Annotated in this window: 18 protein-coding genes; 8 read left to right on the forward strand and 10 right to left on the reverse strand. The window is 58.9% G+C overall.

Going from position 1 to position 18008, the window contains the following annotated elements; all coding sequences use genetic code 11:
- The coding region (locus ASC97_RS33085) for a porin (RefSeq protein WP_200959493.1) at positions 1-161 on the reverse strand (161 nt) is incomplete at its 3' end.
- 1098 nt (positions 162-1259) lie between these two features.
- On the opposite strand from ASC97_RS33085, the gene ASC97_RS17275 reads away from it, so the two are divergent.
- On the forward strand, positions 1260-1781 hold the full coding sequence (locus tag ASC97_RS17275) for a hypothetical protein (RefSeq protein WP_057469596.1): 522 nt from the start codon (positions 1260-1262) through the stop codon (positions 1779-1781).
- A 484-nt stretch (positions 1782-2265) separates the two neighbouring features.
- On the opposite strand, the gene ASC97_RS17280 is transcribed toward ASC97_RS17275, so the two are convergent.
- The 4 genes from ASC97_RS17280 to zwf all read right to left on the reverse strand — a co-directional run bounded on the left by ASC97_RS17280 (position 2266) and on the right by zwf (position 5518).
- Positions 2266-2529 carry a CrpP-related protein gene (locus ASC97_RS17280; protein ID WP_057469667.1) on the reverse strand — a complete coding sequence of 88 codons (264 nt, stop codon included), beginning with the start codon at positions 2527-2529 and terminating at the stop codon, positions 2266-2268.
- Positions 2530-2772: 243 nt separating this feature from the next.
- A complete protein-coding gene (locus tag ASC97_RS17285; RefSeq protein ID WP_057469597.1) occupies positions 2773-3360 on the reverse strand; it encodes a hypothetical protein in 588 nt (195 codons plus the stop codon).
- 40 nt (positions 3361-3400) lie between these two features.
- Positions 3401-3520 carry an ABC transporter gene (locus ASC97_RS35355; RefSeq protein ID WP_082530038.1) on the reverse strand — a complete coding sequence of 40 codons (120 nt, stop codon included), beginning with the start codon at positions 3518-3520 and terminating at the stop codon, positions 3401-3403.
- A 540-nt stretch (positions 3521-4060) separates the two neighbouring features.
- The gene (gene zwf / locus ASC97_RS17295; protein ID WP_244481508.1) at positions 4061-5518 is read right to left on the reverse strand and encodes a glucose-6-phosphate dehydrogenase; all 1458 of its coding nucleotides are present in this window, start codon (positions 5516-5518) and stop codon (positions 4061-4063) included.
- Positions 5519-6177: 659 nt separating this feature from the next.
- Between zwf and ASC97_RS17300 the strand changes: the two genes are divergently transcribed.
- Positions 6178-7317, forward strand: a complete 1140-nt coding sequence (locus ASC97_RS17300) for an MFS transporter (RefSeq protein WP_244481509.1) — start codon at positions 6178-6180, stop codon at positions 7315-7317.
- Here the strand turns inward: ASC97_RS17300 and ASC97_RS17305 are convergent.
- A complete protein-coding gene (locus ASC97_RS17305; RefSeq protein WP_244481515.1) occupies positions 7307-8320 on the reverse strand; it encodes a LacI family DNA-binding transcriptional regulator in 1014 nt (337 codons plus the stop codon). The two genes, ASC97_RS17300 and ASC97_RS17305, sit on opposite strands and share 11 nt — an antisense overlap.
- Positions 8321-8550: 230 nt before the next feature.
- On the reverse strand, positions 8551-8706 hold the full coding sequence (locus ASC97_RS34040; RefSeq protein ID WP_156390391.1) for a hypothetical protein: 156 nt from the start codon (positions 8704-8706) through the stop codon (positions 8551-8553).
- Positions 8707-8779: 73 nt separating this feature from the next.
- Here ASC97_RS34040 and ASC97_RS34045 point away from each other — a divergent pair, with 73 nt between their 5' ends.
- The 6 genes from ASC97_RS34045 to ASC97_RS17330 all read left to right on the forward strand — a co-directional run bounded on the left by ASC97_RS34045 (position 8780) and on the right by ASC97_RS17330 (position 14640).
- Positions 8780-9013 carry a hypothetical protein gene (locus ASC97_RS34045; protein WP_156390392.1) on the forward strand — a complete coding sequence of 78 codons (234 nt, stop codon included), beginning with the start codon at positions 8780-8782 and terminating at the stop codon, positions 9011-9013.
- Positions 9014-9093: 80 nt separating this feature from the next.
- Positions 9094-9960 carry a peptidyl-prolyl cis-trans isomerase gene (locus ASC97_RS17310; protein WP_057469601.1) on the forward strand — a complete coding sequence of 289 codons (867 nt, stop codon included), beginning with the start codon at positions 9094-9096 and terminating at the stop codon, positions 9958-9960.
- Complete coding sequence (locus ASC97_RS17315) at positions 9957-11000, forward strand: HupE/UreJ family protein (RefSeq protein ID WP_082530039.1); 1044 nt, start codon at positions 9957-9959, stop codon at positions 10998-11000. Before ASC97_RS17310 ends, ASC97_RS17315 begins: the two co-directional genes overlap by 4 nt.
- A 130-nt stretch (positions 11001-11130) precedes the next feature.
- Positions 11131-13062 (forward strand): DUF3604 domain-containing protein, encoded by a 1932-nt coding sequence (locus ASC97_RS17320; RefSeq protein ID WP_082530043.1) that lies wholly within the window; start codon positions 11131-11133, stop codon positions 13060-13062.
- A 70-nt stretch (positions 13063-13132) separates the two neighbouring features.
- On the forward strand, positions 13133-13345 hold the full coding sequence (locus tag ASC97_RS17325; RefSeq protein ID WP_057469603.1) for a hypothetical protein: 213 nt from the start codon (positions 13133-13135) through the stop codon (positions 13343-13345).
- A gap of 812 nt (positions 13346-14157) precedes the next feature.
- The gene (locus ASC97_RS17330; protein ID WP_057469604.1) at positions 14158-14640 is read left to right on the forward strand and encodes a hypothetical protein; all 483 of its coding nucleotides are present in this window, start codon (positions 14158-14160) and stop codon (positions 14638-14640) included.
- 102 nt (positions 14641-14742) lie between these two features.
- Here ASC97_RS17330 and ASC97_RS17335 read toward each other — a convergent pair whose 3' ends face one another.
- From ASC97_RS17335 to ASC97_RS17345, 3 genes are all read right to left on the reverse strand, one after another.
- Positions 14743-15117 (reverse strand): response regulator transcription factor, encoded by a 375-nt coding sequence (locus ASC97_RS17335; protein WP_057469605.1) that lies wholly within the window; start codon positions 15115-15117, stop codon positions 14743-14745.
- A gap of 80 nt (positions 15118-15197) precedes the next feature.
- Positions 15198-15845, reverse strand: coding sequence for a response regulator transcription factor (locus tag ASC97_RS17340; protein ID WP_057469606.1), 648 nt, complete (start codon positions 15843-15845; stop codon positions 15198-15200).
- Positions 15842-17734, reverse strand: coding sequence for a sensor histidine kinase (locus ASC97_RS17345; protein WP_057469607.1), 1893 nt, complete (start codon positions 17732-17734; stop codon positions 15842-15844). The genes ASC97_RS17340 and ASC97_RS17345 overlap by 4 nt, the downstream gene beginning before the upstream one ends.
- Positions 17735-18008: the final 274 nt, after the last annotated feature.

Below are 18008 nucleotides of genomic sequence, written 5' to 3' on the forward strand. Positions count from 1 at the left end.
TCCGTGCCCGGTATATAGAAGTAAGTCGTGCCGTAGGCGTCGCAGACGCGCACATACTCTGCCGGCTCCGGCTCAGCGGCGACGATCGCATCCGCTGCCATCAAGGGGGAGTATCCGGCAAGCAAGATTCCCGCACCCGTAAACATTTGTCTGAGGCTCATGATTTTGTCCCGGCATTGCAATCAGCTATCAGCTATCTGTTACCATCGTAATGTACCCGCGATTTCGCAAGTCGTTGTCGTGCCAGAGGCGGAATTTGCGGAACATTGTGATCTAATTGAAACAGCGCGGCTTCGATGCGTCTAATTTCCATGCTGGAAATCCGTTTGCCAACGCGCCTTCGAAACAAACCGCGCTATGCCAGCATCAAAGCGGCGGTGGAATTTTTTGCACAGCTCGCTTGCCCGGCCCTCATATCGGGGACACAGTCTGCTTCAATAGGAGCTGTCGGCCGCTCACGCGTCGGTCGAACATCACAACAACCGCATTAATGTGAGAACGGATCAGAACGTTCGGAACACAGATGCGAACGAGAATGCAATGCGTCCAACAATTGCACACACGGTCCGGGCCTGTGGTACCACGTGGCCACGAATTTGTTGGAAGCACGCCACGTAGTCTCGCGTAACCTCTATGCCACTACGTGCATACCCGACCGTTTCGCATTACCATCAGACCCACCTAACCAATCAATGTTTCCTGCCGTGATCGGTTGTCGATCGATTCGGTGCAGCGTCGACGGTATCGATGCCGTCACAAGATCAAAGTGGTCACAATCGCGGCCGCTTCAACGGGAGGATGGTTATGATCAAGTCACTCATCAGCGCTTTGGTGACTGCGGCACTCCTTGTAGGCACTCCCACGTTCTCGTGGGGGACTGAGCAAGGACAGCAGCGCAAAGCCGCTCGCGATGTCAAGCAAGACAGTCGGCAGGGTGCCCGGGATACAAAGCAGGCATGCCGCTCCGCGAATGACAAAAGCAACGCCTCCTGCCGCCAGGATAAGCGGCAGACCAAGCAAACTGGACGTCAGACTGGCAGGGACATCAAATACTGAGCTGTGGCGCGGACTCCGGTGCGACAGGGTTGGGACTTCAAGCCCTTGAACGGTCTTGGGGTCCCTATTCAGGCATGCCCACCAACTTTCTGCGTTTGTTATTTGGATTTCTTTAGACGCTATTCTCGAACGATCACGGCGAGGCGCGAAGATCACCGCCACGGCTACAGAGCAATTCAACCCACACACCAAAAGGGATACCAATGAGACACTTCGTGACAATCATCGCGTCCACAGCGGTTATGCTCTCATGTGCCATCGCGGCCTACGCACAAAATCCCGTTCCCAAGGCCAGTGATGTGCTTGCCAAATACGGCGAGGTCGAGGGCTGGACCGTCTATACAAATCAAACCCGCGGAGACTGCTTGATCGTTCGCGAATATGGCCCAGGTTCAGTGCAAATGGGAGTTACCCCGTCAGATCGTGAGGTGGGATATCTTGGAGTGTTCTCCAAGGCGGATATTGGGCTGCTAAACGGAGCCAAGTCTGAAGTCTTCGTGTCCATTGGAGGCAACCTCTATGGTGGTGTTGCCACCAGCACCCATGGCGAACTCAAGGGCGGGTATTCTGGCGGCTACATCACGACGGACAGCCCGAATTTCAAGCGCGACATAGCAAAGAAGTACGAAATGATCGTATTTCCGGAAACCACGGGAACCTTTGTGGTCGATCTGAAGGGAACCTATAAGGCAATGGCAATGGGTCGCAAGTGCCTCAAGCATTGAATGCGCGCGCACCGCTGCGATGACGTAAACATCAGCCGCCGATGATGCCAGGATCAACGGCGCAAACGAAATACAAAAACAGCGACCTCCTGGTTGACGAGAGACGGCTATCAGCGGAACACACACTCAAATCAAAGGTTAGTGGGTTCGAAGCGAACTTACGGTCGGGCGACAATGTGGACGTACTCCGACAAGATGGGGTCGTTAGCCAGGCACTCTTGACACTTCCGCTCCGACCAAGTCGGGAGGCTTCCAGAGTCCGACCCGGTTCACGTCAACGGGGGAGATGCATAGTAACCGGCGAAGCTTGGCGCGTCTCGGAAACCTTTTCACTATGGCGTGCTCAACGGCCAAAGAGAATATCGTGAACCGCGCCTTTGACCGTTCCGGGGAAAAACAGGCCGCTGCTTTGTGTCGACCTCTGGCTGAAAGGTATCCGAGGTCGTTCTTGCAATTGGCGGCGGCGGGCTGAGGAATCAGCCAATCAAGATAAGATCTTCGAATAACGTTGCCCGCGGCTCTCTGCCCCCAGCATCCGGAATGCTTCGGCCACGCTCTCATCCCTGCTCGCGTCTTCCGCTTCCCATCCGAATTTCCACGCATTGTGGCGAACGAGGCCGTCATCGAGTGCCGATTTATCACTAAAAGGAGTTCCGCCGCGAAGATATGGATTGTCGTGAAGCTTTAGCCCCGTTCCTCGGGCACGCCCGCCCTCTTCCTGGATGTCGATCAAATCTTCGATAGTCATGCCGGACTCCTTCACAGAAGGATGGTATCGAAGTTGGTGAACTACACAAGCAATCTCTAATCTAACGGCAGCGAGCCGCACCGCACCCACGCTCGGCCCTTCGGTAATATTACGATCATGGCCCTCGCGTCGCTCGCCCAGTTCCAGGGCGAGATTTTCAGGGTGGGAAAGACACGCCGGCAGGAACAGCTGCGAGATCAAGCAGAAAATGCTCAAACCCCGCAGTCGGCCTGGCAGCACCAGTCATTTCTCAGTGTTCATCTCGCGGAGCTCTGTAATGAACTGTTGTGGCCTCAGCCAGATGCTGGGCGTCTTATAGCCCATGTGGCGCGCGATCTCGCCTACCCAGTTGTTGCAATTATCGACCGATGCTTGCCAGAAGTGGGAATTCCCTTGCTGCTTGCGGATGAAGGCTACGACATTGCTGTATTCGTCGTCCGAGAGCATCACGCGCCAGCTTGCGGACCTGTACTGCTCTTCCAAATCACCGTCGGTTTGCCCGGTCGTAGCGGGAACCGGTATGACGTGACCTATGACGTAGGGAGCAGCATCCGGCGATGCCGGGGCAAGGCCTGCAACCTCGGGATCGATCATATTTCCATTTGCGTCTACGCGCCCGAAAACGACGTAGGTGTGTCCATAAGTCAGCGCGTAACGCGATCGGAACTCAATGAAGTGGCTGTAGGCTACGGCCCGTGCAGGGTCGGCGATTGATAGGCCGCGGCTGTCGGTTGTGAAATGCGGTTGGGGACTTTTATCTTCCGTCTGGCATGAGGATAATGAAAATGCCAACAGCACAACCAACAGGTGACCATTTCTTCCAAGCGTCATGACTACGCTCCATATGAGAGCCGAAGATCAGAGGGTGTGCTTATTTGTAGATTGCAGTTGCCGGCGGTGGCGCCTTCCCCTTGCCTTTGCCGATCGTCCCGCAGGCACTTAAGTTGGCTACAGCAATCACTGCAACGATCACGAATAGAATTCTGCTCATAAAGAGGCCCTCTGCTTCGATCCCCACGTAGGTGACGAATCAGAGATTAGGGGCTGCATATACCGGAGACTAGTGCCGGGATGTCACACCGAGCGGAATGTCGGCGCTCTGCCAAGAGGGCGTATAACAACCGCGTCTGACGTGTGGAGACAGCCATCTCGAGCGCGCACTACGCCGGCAGGACCGCAACACCTCCCGACATCGATGGGCATCGCAGCGCGTTCACTAGCGCAGCAGCAGGCTCCGCAACCTGCCCTTTATATGCGAGCCCAATACGGCTCCGGTGAATAGCTGGGCGATCCCACGACCGCCAAACGCAACTCCTTCGTGACACGCACCACGATCATATCCTTTTGAATATACTCGCCGAGTTGAATACCAGCATCAAACCCGACCGCGACGATGTCCACGTGGCGAGTGACGGTGACAACGTCAAGAATGACGTCGGGGTAAGCGTCGGCAAACGCTGTGAGCCTCGGCAACAATCACAGCAGCCGACCGTGACATTACGGCCGGGATTATTCTGGTGGAGGCTGCCGACTACTCCCTGTTCGAATCTCGCCAGGCCCGCTCGAACGGGAGGCGCCAGGCATGCGGGGCGATGAGCTGGTGGATCGATTTCGGCCCCCAGCCGCCCTGATCATATAGGCGCACCGGTGGTGGGTTTTCCAGAAGAGGTTGCGAGACCTCCCACAGACGCTCGATGCCCTCAGCGGTGGTGAATAGCGTGTGATCGCCACGCATGGCGTCGAGGATCAGGCGTTCGTAGGCCTCGAGCACTTCGCCGATCAGTCCGGTTTCGCTCATGGCGAACTGTAACGACAGCTTGTCGAGCCTAAAGCCAGGGCCGGGTCGCTTGCCATAGAAGGACAGCGAGACTTTTGAGGCATCCGCAAGGTCAAAAGTGAGGTGGTCCGGCCCTTGCGCCCCAACGCCCGAACCGGCCGGGAACATTGATTTGGGTGGCTCTCGGAAGGCGATCGAGATGATGCGCTGGCCCTCGGCAAGGCGTTTTCCCGTGCGCAGGAAGAAGGGGACGCCCGCCCAACGCCAGTTGTCGATGGCGCATTTTAAGGCGATGAAGGTATCGGTGTCGCTCTCCGGATCGACACCCGGCTCCTTGCGGTAGCCAATGTATTGGCCGCGCACCACGTCGCGTGGCTCGATCGGCAGCATGGAGCGGAACACTTTGTTCTTTTCCTCCGAGATCGGCGCCGGCTCCAGGGCCGTGGGCGGCTCCATCGCCATGAAGGCGAGGATCTGAAAGAGATGAGTTACCACCATGTCGCGATAGGCGCCTGTCGTCTCGTAGAAGGCAGCGCGAGTGGCAAGCCCCAGCGTTTCCGGAACGTCAATCTGCACGTGGTCGATGAAGTTGCGGTTCCAGATTGGCTCGAAAAGGCCGTTTGCGAAGCGGAATGCCAGGATATTCTGAGCCGGTTCCTTGCCGAGGAAATGGTCGATACGGAAAATCTGTTTTTCGTCGAAAACCTCGTGCAGCTTCTTGTTCAGTTCCATCGCGCTGGCAAGATCGATGCCGAACGGCTTTTCCATGATGATGCGGCAATGCTCAACGAGCTTTGCTTCTGCAAGGAGCCGCACGGCCGGAAGCGCCGCACTCGGCGGCACAGAGAGATAATGCACGCGCCGCGTCTCCGGCCCAAGCGCCTCCTCTGCCCTGTTCACCGCCTCCTTTAGGACGCCGGCGCCGGCAGAAAGCGAAACATAGTCAAGCGATGCAGAAAAATCTTCCCATTCCGCTTCCGTGAACTTGCGGGTCAGGAACTGGTTCAGGGACTCGCGTGCGATGGCGCGGAAACCGTCGGCATCGGTCTCATCCAGCGAGACGCCAACGATGCGGCACCCCGGGATGAAGCCCGCCTTAATGAGATGGAACAGCCCCGGCAGCAGCTTGCGCCGGGAGAGATCACCCGTTGCGCCGAAGAGGACGACGACCTGCGGATAGCCGGGCCCGACCCGAGTGGGATTCTTTTGCACAGTGCCGTTCCCTTTCTGCTGTTGCGCCCAGAGCAGCATCCGTGTGGCAAGCTGTCCTCATGCCTGAGGCCCCGCGGCATGTGTTCCCAACATAGAGCTAATAGAGGCATGAATTACTCAGTCGATCAAGGATTTACGGTCTCTGCGTGCGGGGAGGCCGAGCGGCGGCAGGGAGGGCGGATGGATAGACGAACCAGACCCTCGGTCCCGCGCCAACACGAATGGCCGTTCGCTCTTGAATAGATCCCAAGCGGCCGGGTCAGCAAGCTTGCCAGCATGGTTGGCGAGAGCCCTCAGGGCACAGAGGAAGGTCGTCAAGCGTGTGCAGCGGCATCCAGACTTTCTGGTGACCGCCCACATCCATGCAGCACGACGATGCGGAACGCAGGCGCCGTTCTCGTTGCTATGCGTCGCCATGATGGCCATCGCGCTATCGGCCCGCCCCTCTTTTCGGTGTAGAGCCCGACCACGTCCACCACAAAAAATCCATCAAATCATTGACAGTAACCGTTTACTGTCCTGCGGTCCTCTGCTCTAAGAATCCGAAAGGCAAGGGATGTGCCCGTACGAGAGGATACCAGGTGGATAGTTCAATTCAGGCTAAGCCTGCCTCAGCCATCAGCGAGGTGCTGGCGTCACCGCTCTTCCGAGGCGCCACCGTGGCGTTATTCATCTCGGGCCTGGGTACGTCGGCAGCGGCGCCGCAGATCGTCCTTTTCCTGGTCAGGGAGATGGGCGCCCCGCTGCATGTGGCCGGCCTCTACTACCTCACGAGCATCGCAGCCCCCGTCGCGGGGTTCATGGTGGGCAGGTACTCCGATCGCACGGGCATTCGGCTGGGGCTGTTCAGGATCTGCGCGCTGCTGGGCTTCGTCGGCTGGGCCGCCATCGCGCAATCGAACGCGCTGTGGATGCCGTTCCTGATCAGCGCCGCCATTCTCTCTCTGGCCGGCGCGGCAACGTCGCAGGTATTCACCGCCGTCCACGACGAGCTCAGCCGCCAACCGGGAGCCAATGAGAGCGTTGTTGGTATAATCCGCATGGCCTTGACCGCGGGCTGGATCGTCGGCCCGGTGCTCGGCGCCTGGCTCGCCGCCCAGTGCGGGCTGCGCGCCATGATCTGGATGACGGCAATCTGCTGGCTGCTGCAGATCATTCCCCTCGGCACGCTGAGCGTCCCGCCCGCCCGCAAGCCGACGACCCAGGACACGCCCGGGCAGCAGTCGCCCGGGCGCGAGATCGAGATGGTGCCGCTCCTCGCGTTCACCGGCCTGTTCGTCCTGGTCTACGCCGGCGAGCCGATCAAGTACGGCTTCCTCCTCCTCTACATGGAGGAGACCCTCAAGCTCGAACCGGCCGTGCGTGGGGCCGTCATCGGCATCCAGCCCTTCATTGAGCTGATGATCATGCCGTTAAGCGTGGTCATTGCGCGCAAGGTGGGAACACTCCGGCTGATGTGGCTCGCCGCGGGGCTCGGCATCTGCGCCAACCTCTGCTTCGCCTTCTGGGCTTCCGCCGCGGGCATGTTCGCGGGTCAAATCCTGATGGGTGGGGTCTGGGGAGTGTTCATGGTCCTGGGCATCATCGTCGCCCAACGCCTGCTGCCGGGAGCCGTGGCGACCGCGTCGGCGATCTTCATGAGCTCCACGGCTCTGAGCTCCGCGCTGGGCGGCGTCGCCGGCGGCCTCGGCGTCGATGCCCTCGGCCTGCCGCACGTCTTCGTCCTCCCCGCGGTCTTCGCCGGGGTCGCCGCCGTCGGCCTCATCGCTATGGACAAGGCAGGGATGATCAGGGACTAGGCACCGACGAGCCCCGCGCGACCAGCGTCGCGCGCAGCTCCGAGCGCATCGGCACCTGATGGCCGGCGATCGCCGCGGCCAGTGTCTCCAGTCCAAGGCGGCCCATCTCGCCGGCCGGCATGTGCATCGAGGTGAGAGCCGGGCGCAGGTACTGGCTGGTGAGGTAGTTGTCGAACCCAACCACAGCCACCGCATCGGGAACACGCCGTCCCGCGTCGGAGAGCGCAGCCATGGCGCCCAACGCGTGCCGGTCGGTCGATGCGATGACGGCCGTGGCGGCTAGGCCGCCGTCCAGTGCTTCGGCCACGCGCGAGAACGCGTCGGCCTCGCTGTAGATCCCGTCGAGCACGTCCAGCTTGTAGTTCTCCCCGGTTTCCCGGAGGAAGGCGGCAACGCCCACCTGCCGATCCTGGAAATCGTGCCACCCGCTGTCCGGCGCCAAATATGCGAACGCGCGGTGCCCAAGGCTCCAGAGATGTTTGGCCACTTCGTGGCCGGCCGCCACATTGTCCGTCACGACGATCGGGAAGCCGGGGTTCGGCTGCTGGCCGATCAGGACGGTCGGGACCGGCATCTCGGCCGGCGTTCGACCGGGCAGATGGTCGTCGGCCCCCGCGCAGATCAGAAGTCCGTCGACCCTCCGCTCGAGGAACTCGGTGACCAGGTGCTCACGCTTTGCCTCGTCGCCTCGGCTGAGGCCCAGCAGGATGGTGAGACCCTGGCGGGACGCAGCCTCGTCTATGCCTTCGATCATGGCTGCGTAGTACGCGTGGAGTGCCGGAACGATCACGCCGACGCTCTCGGACCTCGATCGCGACAAGCCGCGCGCCATGGCGTTGCGCACGAAGCCGAGAGTACGCGCGGCCTCGATCACCCTCTCGCGTGTCACCTTGGCGACCGGGTAGTCGGCCTTGGCGATGACGCGGGAGGCGGTGGCCACGGAGACGCCCGCCAATTTCGCGACGTCTCGTATGCCGGGAACGGAGTTGGTTTTGCGTGTCATCGCCAAGTAATAGCGACGCCGGCCCGAAGACGCCATGCCGGCGATAGCGATGCGAACTCAGCTTGCTTGTATGCGAGCGTCGATTGAAACTGTAGCGCGAATAGCGGTTTATTCTTGGAGCGCGTTTGATCGCAAACATCTTGGCCGCGATTGGCAGCTGAACGATCGCTTGTTTCGTCCTGTTCGTAATTGGCATGCCGGCTTGGACTCTGGTTTTTCCATTCGCTTTGTCATTGTGGCGCACCTGGCTGATCATTCCTTCCGCTGAGATCTCCCTGCAGGGCGGCGCCGGCGTATCGGCCAGGCGCAAAGTTCAGGACAATGCCGCCGATTATGAGATCGAGTGCGAGAACGATCTCAAAAGCATAGAGTTTCAGTGGAAGCATGCTCTGCCTCACAACTTCACAACCCATTGATAAGGCCTGATTGAGGGACTCCGGCCTGGGACAGGACTCCGGCATGGGACAGTTCGGTGGAGAGATAGATGAGCAGAGAATGAATTATAGCGCCATTGCCACAAGCGAATCTGATGGAAGCACGATCATTCCATGCCGTCAAAGAATGCTGAGCAGTGTTCGCAAATCCAACCGGAGCGCGCAATGGGAATATACTAAAGATATTGCAGGTTATGCCGGTCGGGTGCATAAATGGCACCGCCACCGCCCCGGAGAGAATTTGTTGGGCGGGCGTTAGTTCGAACAGAGGGACGGCGCTGATCTTGTACTTCGATTTTTCTTCTCTGCCACTCACCGGAGGAACACGGAGTGGGCTGCATGAAGGTGTTCAGAGAACCTCTGCTGCATTTCGCCGTCGCCGGCGCGCTCCTGTTTGGCGGCTACTCCTGGCTGCATGACGAGCGGGCGGGGGCCGTCGCGGAACCTGTCCGCATTAGCGAAGGGGACGTCCGCTGGCTGAAGCAGACATGGTCCAGCCAATGGCTGCGCGATCCGACCTCCATCGAGTTGAAGGGACTGGTCGAGGATCTCCTGAACGAAAGGCTGATGGCCCGCGAGGCCAAGGAGATGGGCCTCGATCAGGATGACACCATCATTCGGCGCCGCTTGGCGCAAAAGCTTAAATTCATGGTTGAGGACACCGCCCAGGTAGCCGAGCCGGCGGAGGCGGAACTGCGGACATTCTACGCGGCCAACTTGTCGCGCTTCGAGACGCCTGGCAGACTCTCGTTCAAGCAGGTCTACTTCAGTCCCGAGCGCCGGGTTGACGCCGCAGCGGACGCTAAGGCGGTTCTCGCCAGATTGAACGCCGGTGACATCGAGCCGGCAGGCGATCGGCTACTCATCGGGGACATATTCGACGACACCGACTCGGGGGCAATTTCCGGCATGTTCGGGGCGGACTTTGCGCACGCCGTCCTACAACTTCAACCGGGCGGGTGGCGCGGGCCGATCAGTTCCGGCTACGGCTTCCATCTGGTGTTTGTCACACGTCATATGCCGGCGGCCCGGAAACCTTTCGAAACCGTGCGGGACGCTGTTTTGGTTGAATGGCGTAGCGCCAGGCAAGCCGAACTTGCCCGCGATTATCTTGCCGAGCTTCGCAGGAAGTATGGGCTCGAGCTAGAGGACGGCGTGAGCACGATGTTGGGCTCCGAGACCGCGTCGAAGGTGGCTGCGAAATGACCAGGCGAGCCCAACGATCCGAGCGCGTGCGAGCCGTGTGTGAAGGGACGGTCTCCGTCTGGCTGATCGCACTGACAGTTGTGGCAGCGCTTTACTCGGTAGCTGCCGTCGCCCACGAGGTTCGGCCCGCCTACCTGAGCATCCTGGAAGAAGCGCCAAACGAGTTCGACGTGCTCTTCAAGACCCCCACGCAGGGCGACGCGCGGCTGGCGCTGAAAGCCGTTTTCTCCGGCAGGACGGAGACGGTGAGCCCGGTCGTCTCGCATCCGACTGACGATGCGATGCTGCAGACCTGGCGCATGCGAATGCTGGAGCCGCTGCCAGGCCAGAAGGTGCTGATCGACGGGTTGCAGAACACCATGACTGATGCGCTAGTGCGCGTCGCGTTCATCAACGGCAACACCTGGTCAGCGCGGCTGACCCCCGGCGAACCGTCTGCCTTGATTCCTCCGTCGCAAAGCATCTGGGATGTCTTCATCACCTATGTTGATCAAGGCATCTCTCACATCGCCTTCGGCTTCGACCACCTGCTCTTCGTCGCCGGTCTCATGCTGATCGTCCGCGACTGGCGCAAGCTTGTGAGGGCCGTCACCGCCTTCACCGTCGCGCATTCGATCACGTTGACCTGTGCGACGCTAGGCTGGGTAACGCTCCCATCACGGCCGGTCGAGGCAATGATCGCCATCAGCATTGTCATGGTCGCCGCCGAGGTCGTGCGCATGGAACGTGGCCAACTCAGCCTGGCCATCGCCAAGCCATGGATGGTGGCGTTCGCCTTTGGCCTGCTGCACGGTTTCGGTTTCGCTGGTGCGCTCGTGGAGCTCGGCCTGCCGCAGGGCGATATCCCGCTCGCGCTTCTTGCTTTCAACGTTGGCGTCGAGATCGGGCAACTAGCATTCATCGCTGTTTTGCTGACTGCGGTGTATCTGGCAGGGCGGGTCGTCGCCATCCCCCGCCGGGCGACGGTCGCTTCGGCCTATGCAATCGGCATCGTCGCGGCATTCTGGTGCGCTCAACGCCTGGACGCGATGTTCCTGTGAAGGAGGTCGACAATGGAGTTCTCGGAGATCGGAAAGGACGCTCGTCCCACGTAGTGTCGAACCTGAATTCCCAACGCCGCCTATCAGATTGACAGATTGGAAGAATGCACTCGTTCATATGGAGGACGCCATGCGCAGTTTGATTCCTTTGGCGGGGCTCGCCTTTGCTGCGATCACAGCATTTAGTCCCACCGCACTGGCACAGGAAACCATGGATGAGGGAACACTCGGTCCAAAGATGGTCGAGACTCTCTTTCCGAAGCCAGGCTATTCCCCTTACGTCGGCAACACGTTTCCGACCCGTCCTTTGTTCGGCGACACGCATCTGCACACGTCGCAGTCCTTCGATGCCATCGCCTTCGGCAACTCTCTCGGACCGGAGGAGGCCTATCGCTTCGCCCGTGGCGAGGAAGTCGTTTCCTCGACGGGCCAGCACGCGCGCTTGAGCCGCCCGCTTGATTTTCTGGTCGTGTCCGATCACGCCGAGAATATGGGAACGTTGGGCGAGATCAAGGCCGGAAACCCGACCTTGATGAACGATCCTGACCTGAAACGCTGGAACCAGATGATGGCCAACGGTGCCGATCAGGCGATGAACGTCTACTATGAAATAATGGCGAGCGTCGGGGGTGGGGGCAAACCATTGCCGGCTGCGCTTCGTTCGGACGAACTGACGCGGTCGGTATGGCAAAAGAACGTTGAGGCAGCGGAGAAATACAACGATCCGGGCACGTTTACGGCTTTGATCGGCTATGAATGGTCATCCAACACCCGCGGAAACAATCTCCATCGCGTGGTCGTTTTCCGCGACGGCGCGGCAAAGACAGAACAGGTTCTTCCATTCTCGTCGTTGCAGAGCGACAATCCGGAAGACCTGTGGAGGGCTCTTCAAAACTACGAGACAAAGACCGGCGGCAGTGTGCTCGCCATCCCTCATAACGGCAATCTGTCAAACGGTTTGATGTTCCCGTTGATCAATCCCGTCGGGGCAAAGCCGATCACCGCGGAATACGCGCGCACGCGCGCTACCCTGGAGCCGCTCATGGAAGTGACCCAGATGAAGGGAGATGGAGAGACGCACCCCGTCCTATCGCCGAACGACGAGTTCGCCAGCTTCGAGCGATGGGACATGGGTAATCTCGATTTGAGCGTAGCGAAAACTCCGGAAATGCTGCAATTCGAGTATGCACGCTCGGCCCTCAAGAACGGCCTGAAGCTCGAGAAAGAGCTTGGCGTAAATCCGTACAAATATGGCCTGATCGGATCGACGGATTCCCACACCTCGCTCGCAGCAGTCGAAGAGAACAACTTCTTCGGAAAACTCCCTGCAGCAGAACCGAACGCCGGCCGCGCCACCCACCCGATCGCCAAGTTCGGCGACAAGGAGGTCATGGGATGGGAAGTGGTTTCGAGCGGATATGCTGCGGTCTGGGCGTCGGAGAACACCCGCGAGGCCATCTTCGACGCGATGAAGCGCAAGGAGGTCTACGCCACGACTGGGCCGCGAATGATGGTTCGGCTCTTCGGCGGATGGGACTTCGCCGACGCTGATGCCAAGACGCGCAGCCCAGCGGCGGTCGGCTACTCCAAGGGCGTTCCGATGGGCGGCGACCTGCCGCCTGCGCCAGCGGGGAAGTCTCCCACGTTCCTGGTGGCGGCATTGAAGGACCCGATTGGTGCCAATCTCGACCGCTATCAGATTGTCAAGGGCTGGATGGACGCGGCGGGCGAACTGCACGAGCACGTCTATGACGCTGCATGGTCCGGCGACCGCAAGCCCGGCGCTGACGGCAAGCTGCCGCCGGTCGGGAGCACCGTCGATGTCGCCAACGCCACCTGGACCAATACGATTGGCGCGCCCGAGCTGATTTCGGTCTGGACCGACCCTGACTTCGACCCGGATCAGCGCGCCTTTTACTACGCTCGCGTGCTGGAAATTCCGACGCCGCGCTGGACGGCCTACGACGCGAAGTACTTCGGCGTCACCATGCCGCCGGAAGTGCCAATGACGCTACAAGAGCGGGCCTACACATCGCCGATCTGGTACAGTCCGGTGGGCTAGGCGAGAAGGTTGATTCACACGCAGAGCGCACCGGCCTTTCTCATGTGTGGCACTGAGCAAGGAGAGGGGAATGATGAATCTGCGCATGTTGGTGGCTGCGGGTATCTGCAGCCATTTTGGAACCCTGGCAGACGACGCGATCTATCCGGTGGCGAATACGAAAGGATACGAGTCGCCGTCGGGCTGGACGTTATCGGGCATCTGCCCCGAACATTCGTCGGAGAACGTTTCATCAATGAATTTCGGGGCGGTAACTGTAAAACCGTTTCGCTACACGCCCTGAGATGGTTTCCCTTTCTGCCTTCTAAGCAGGTTGTCGCGGGTTCGATTGCAGGGCCGCCAACCAGACAGCAGCTAAAACTTCTTGCAACGCGGATTCGGCAGCAACGATGGCGTCAGCAGCCTGAGCACCGGAAACTATTGCGAGAGCAGCAGCGGAGCCGAGAAGTAGGCTCATATTGACCTCCAGTTCAAAGTTTCGATCGGGTCTGGGTTTTTTCGCCGTTAGAGCAGCGTTCCCTGCCCATCCCCATGTTTCAACAAGTCGGACGATCAACCGCCCTCGCTTCCGAAGTTGAAAATACAAGACCGGAACTGTCACGCAATCACCAACTTGCCCGTTTGGGGTGGTATTCCCAGATATTGGCTCGCTGCGAATGCTGCTATTTCGTTGGGAATAACGGGTCGCAACTGCCTAGACTTGGTTGCACCACCCGCTTGCCATCGCCGACGATTTGAAGGAATATTGGGGCTCTGGCCCTTGAGGCCTGGGCAGTCTCCAAAGACAGGACAATGTTATGCCTCTGAAATATCTTTTGGCGACGGCAGTATTTGCGCTTCTGATCGTTTCTGGGTGCGCAACCACCAGTCAGGAAAACACAACCTACGCAACCCCCGCAGGGATAGGCCCGGTTCGCGGCACCGGTAACAACTTCTACTAGCTCTCGTCGTTCCCGATGCGTCTGTAGGCGCACAATAGTGGAAGACTGAGGCGTTCGCTGTGGTCACTTTCTTGTTTCCCAATGGGAGGCTTTGCGACATCCGCGTCAGGAATGCGTTTTGCGATGTGCTGCCATTTGCTTCTGAGAGTTTCGATTGGATCAACTTTCTCCACCCAACCCGTTTTTTGAGATTGTGCTCGGAACTTTGATGGTGATTACGATCATCATTGTACATGGTGTCGGGATCCGCACGATCACCCAGCGCTTCAGTAAGTCCTGGGTCCATGTCAACAATTCTACGCCGCATTGGCGGATAAACCTCTTGCTTGCTGTCACAATCGGTTCGCTGGCAATCCTCCATTTTGTAGAAACCCTCCTGTGGGCGGCACCGGTATCGCTGATGGGTTTGATTCCTCTAATGCGAGACAGCTATTACTTCGTGCTGGAGAGTTATACGACGCTTGGGGAAGGCACCGTGAGGCTACCTGACGGATGGCGCCTGATTGGGCCGATCATGGCGATGTCGGGCCTCTTTACATTCGGATGGACGGGTAGCGTTCTGGTGAGCATCATGACTGAGTTCGGCAAGCTCGACAGGGGCCGCGCCAAGAAAGATCTGAAAGATCCCGGGGAGTGAAGTCGGTGGAATCCCATCACTGTGCTTCGGATGAGGTGAGCACGATTAGTCGTCGCGATCTTTTTGCAGGCACGTCGTCCAAGTAATCGTTTTCCGGCGTCCTTACACTCCAAGCGCCTTTTTCACCGCGTCGACAAGATCCGATCCAGCAAACGGCTTTCGCAAGTAGGCAATGCACCCCGCCCGCTCGGCATCGATTTGCAAGCGTCGGTCCTCAAGCGCCGTGATAAAGATAATCGGCAGGTTCGAGCCAGCCTCTTTCAGCCTGCGCTGCAATTCGATACCTGACAAGCCACCGTCCAAGTCGATATCCAGCACAAGACAGGCGACGTCCGTGCTTGCATAGTGCGCAAGAAAAGCTTCGGCGGACGAATATTCCACGGCGTCAAAACCGTAGGCATTCAGGAGTCGTCCGACACTTCGCCGTAGGCTTGCGTCATCGTCTATAACGGCAACGGTGTGGCGCACCTTTCCCATCTCAAACCCCCACTTGTGACTACAACAGGGATATGCGGTTGCATTCACCGTAGGCGTGCTTGGGGGTGATTGATATTGTCCTAAAGGGAAGTCGCCAGGATATTCTGCGTCACAGGTTTTCGTTCGAGAGCATCGGCGCTGGCTGCGATTAACACGACCTCTGCAACGGACCGCACGCCTAGCTTTTCCATCACACGACGGCGATGTACCTTGACGGTCCGTTCGGATATGCCAAGGGCGTAGGCGATCTGCTTGTTGAGTTGGCCGCGGACGAGCAATTCAAAGACTTCGGTTTCGCGCGCGGTCATGCTTCCCACCAGCTTCCTCCGCTCCTGACGCCGCCCATGTTCCTCCCGCAGCATTTCAGATTTAGCCAGCGCCCGCTCAATCGTCTCCATCAGCACCGCGGATGAACTGCGTTTCTCCAGAAAGTCCTGCGCTCCCGCCTTCATCGCTTCGACGCTGGCGCCTATGTCGCCCTCCCCCGTGAGGAAGACGACCGGCAGACACGGCGCCCGTTCGCACAGTTGACGTTGTACCTGCAGACCGGACTGTCCTGGCATCTGCAGGTCCAGAAGAACGCAGCCAGGCTCGCAGCTCGAAAGGTCGGCTAGAAACTGGTCCCCCGACTCGTATTCCTCCACCTTCAAACCAAATGCGCAAAGCAGCCTCGCCGTCGCCTTTCGGCAGGACTCGTCGTCATCGACGATGTGGACAACTGATGTCATGATCCTTCCCCCTTCTGCCCGGCCAGGGGCAATACCACCCGAAAAATGGCGCCGCCTTCTGGCCTGTTGTAAGCGGCTATTGTGCCGCCATAGGTCTCGATGATGGCACGCGCTATGGAAAGACCCAGGCCGGTTCCCGCCTGCTTGGTCGTGTAGAACGGGTCGAAAACTCTTGAGAGGCGCTCCTCTGGAATTCCGTTGCCCGTGTCGGCGACACACAGCGCTGCCTTCTGATTGGTCAGTCCTGTCGCGAACGTAAGCGTTCTCTTGGAAGAACCGGCATCCAGTATGGCGTCCATTGCATTGGTCGCCAGATTGAGGACAACCTGCTGCACATGGACCTTGTCGGCGCGTACCGGCAGCTCGATGGTCGGCTCGGTTGTGTTCAATGTGATGCCTCGCCGTTCGGCCTCACCCTTGATGATGCGAATGGCGCTCGACATCACCTCGTTTAGGTCGAATTCCTGCCATTCGATCTCGCTTCTCTTCTTCAGCAAACCCCTCATCCTGCCAATGATGTCGCTTGCCCGCTGGTCGTCTTCCTGGATGTCCTGGAGAATCTGCTGGATCAATTGCAGATCGGGGTTCTCGCTTCGAAGCAGCTCCGAGGCAGCCTCGGCATTGCTTCGTATTGCCGAAAGCGGCTGGTTTAGTTCGTGGGCGATCGACGACGACAATGCGCCGGCCGTTGCCGACTGATTGAGATGAACGGCTTCGAGCAAATGAAGCAAAGACCTGCTCTCCGCCCGTTGACGTCTGCGGCGTTCAAATAGAAGTATCGAGATGACACCTGCTTGTATCAATAGGACGGCAAGCGCGCCCATTGCCACTAGCCAGTGCTCCTCCCAAAAGCCTTTTTCCCTGTTCACCTGTAAGGTGCCTGTTGGGAGATCCCTATCCGATAATCCCCAGCGCCGAAGTTGCCGGGCATCGACGATATATGTCTGGGGGGCGTCAACGTCCGCGACCTGCTTTCCGGCAATCACATCGATGACGAGGTTTCCGACGGTCCTGCCCAAGGTATCGAAGGGAACGGTGTTGCCGCCGACGACACCATAGCCGATGTATGTCTGGTAGGGGCCATAAATAGGCGCGCTGGCCGTTGCCGCGATCTGCCTGATCGCTTCGCGCGGGATGAAATTGCGCCCTGCCCGATCCTTGAAAACCGTCAATGCCAAGATGATGCTGTCGGACGGAATATGGGCTGCGCGATCGACGAATTCCTCGATCGTCAGATCTTCGAGGTACGTCGTCTCGTATGACCTGGAGAAATCACCGAGAGTGAAACGCGCCGCCGCCAGCCATCCGCGGTCGAAGTCAGACGAACCGCCGATGATATAGAGATGCCGCGCTTTGGGCTGTAGATTGCGCGCCATCTCGGCTGTCTTCAGAATGTCGTAGGCGCTGAAGGCGCTGATAACGTCGTCGGGCAAGTCGTTACTCTGAGCTGTGGGGTTACCAAAGCCCGCGGTGACAATCGTCGCTCCGGGAGCAATCGTTGCGCGATATTTGGTGATGAAGCTTGCCGATTCCTCCCCGAGTGCGACGACAACGTCCGGCCGGCGGGTTGCGTACTTCTCCGCAAGGAACGGTCCCATCCGCGTGACATGATCCGCTTCGGGAAACCTCGACAGATCCAGGAACTCCGAGAACACGTCGATCTTACTGTCCGTCGCTTGTATCAGGCGGTTTCTCAACGCTTCCCCGGCAATGGTCGTCGCCACGAGCCGTTCGTCGTAAGGATAGACGATGAGAATTCGGGGGGCCCGGTCGGCGGTCGCCGATGACGTGTCTGCTGCAATGGCATGAAAATTTGAAGCGGTAAACATTGTCACCGCCAGAAGGAGACCAGCATAGTCAAATCGATCTGACAGCTTGCCCGAGCTCATGTGGCTTCCCCAAAGCGGGCGGACAATAACACGTTAGCGATGTAGTGTCATCTGCACCTGATACCACTTTTGATTGGGGCAGTTACCAATTGGATTCCCTTAAGGGCAATATCGTTGGCACGCCGCATTGGCTAAGGTTGACTTGCTTGGAGTGAAGAAAATCTGTGTTCGGTCGAACGCAGTATGGCAAGCCGGTTTGCGCTGACGCAAGCGATCATGCCGCAGCATATCGCTGTGCCAGCGAGCGGAAGTCACCTCGGGGCCAGATCAACCA

It is taken from the genome of Rhizobium sp. Root1203, assembly GCF_001424945.1.
Lineage (GTDB): Bacteria > Pseudomonadota > Alphaproteobacteria > Rhizobiales > Rhizobiaceae > Rhizobium.

Coding starts and splice junctions, on each gene's coding strand:
- ASC97_RS17320 (WP_082530043.1), top strand. CDS start 11,131: ATGCGCAGTTTGATTCCTTTGGCGGGGCTCGCCTTTGCTGCGATCACA.
- ASC97_RS34040 (WP_156390391.1), bottom strand. CDS start 8,706: ATGCTTCCACTGAAACTCTATGCTTTTGAGATCGTTCTCGCACTCGAT.
- ASC97_RS17315 (WP_082530039.1), top strand. CDS start 9,957: ATGACCAGGCGAGCCCAACGATCCGAGCGCGTGCGAGCCGTGTGTGAA.
- ASC97_RS17280 (WP_057469667.1), bottom strand. CDS start 2,529: ATGACTATCGAAGATTTGATCGACATCCAGGAAGAGGGCGGGCGTGCC.
- ASC97_RS34045 (WP_156390392.1), top strand. CDS start 8,780: ATGGGACAGTTCGGTGGAGAGATAGATGAGCAGAGAATGAATTATAGC.
- ASC97_RS35355 (WP_082530038.1), bottom strand. CDS start 3,520: ATGAGCAGAATTCTATTCGTGATCGTTGCAGTGATTGCTGTAGCCAAC.
- ASC97_RS17285 (WP_057469597.1), bottom strand. CDS start 3,360: ATGACGCTTGGAAGAAATGGTCACCTGTTGGTTGTGCTGTTGGCATTT.
- ASC97_RS17340 (WP_057469606.1), bottom strand. CDS start 15,845: ATGACATCAGTTGTCCACATCGTCGATGACGACGAGTCCTGCCGAAAG.
- ASC97_RS17305 (WP_244481515.1), bottom strand. CDS start 8,320: ATGACACGCAAAACCAACTCCGTTCCCGGCATACGAGACGTCGCGAAA.
- ASC97_RS17275 (WP_057469596.1), top strand. CDS start 1,260: ATGAGACACTTCGTGACAATCATCGCGTCCACAGCGGTTATGCTCTCA.
- ASC97_RS17310 (WP_057469601.1), top strand. CDS start 9,094: ATGAAGGTGTTCAGAGAACCTCTGCTGCATTTCGCCGTCGCCGGCGCG.
- ASC97_RS17325 (WP_057469603.1), top strand. CDS start 13,133: ATGATGAATCTGCGCATGTTGGTGGCTGCGGGTATCTGCAGCCATTTT.
- ASC97_RS17335 (WP_057469605.1), bottom strand. CDS start 15,117: ATGGGAAAGGTGCGCCACACCGTTGCCGTTATAGACGATGACGCAAGC.
- ASC97_RS17345 (WP_057469607.1), bottom strand. CDS start 17,734: ATGAGCTCGGGCAAGCTGTCAGATCGATTTGACTATGCTGGTCTCCTT.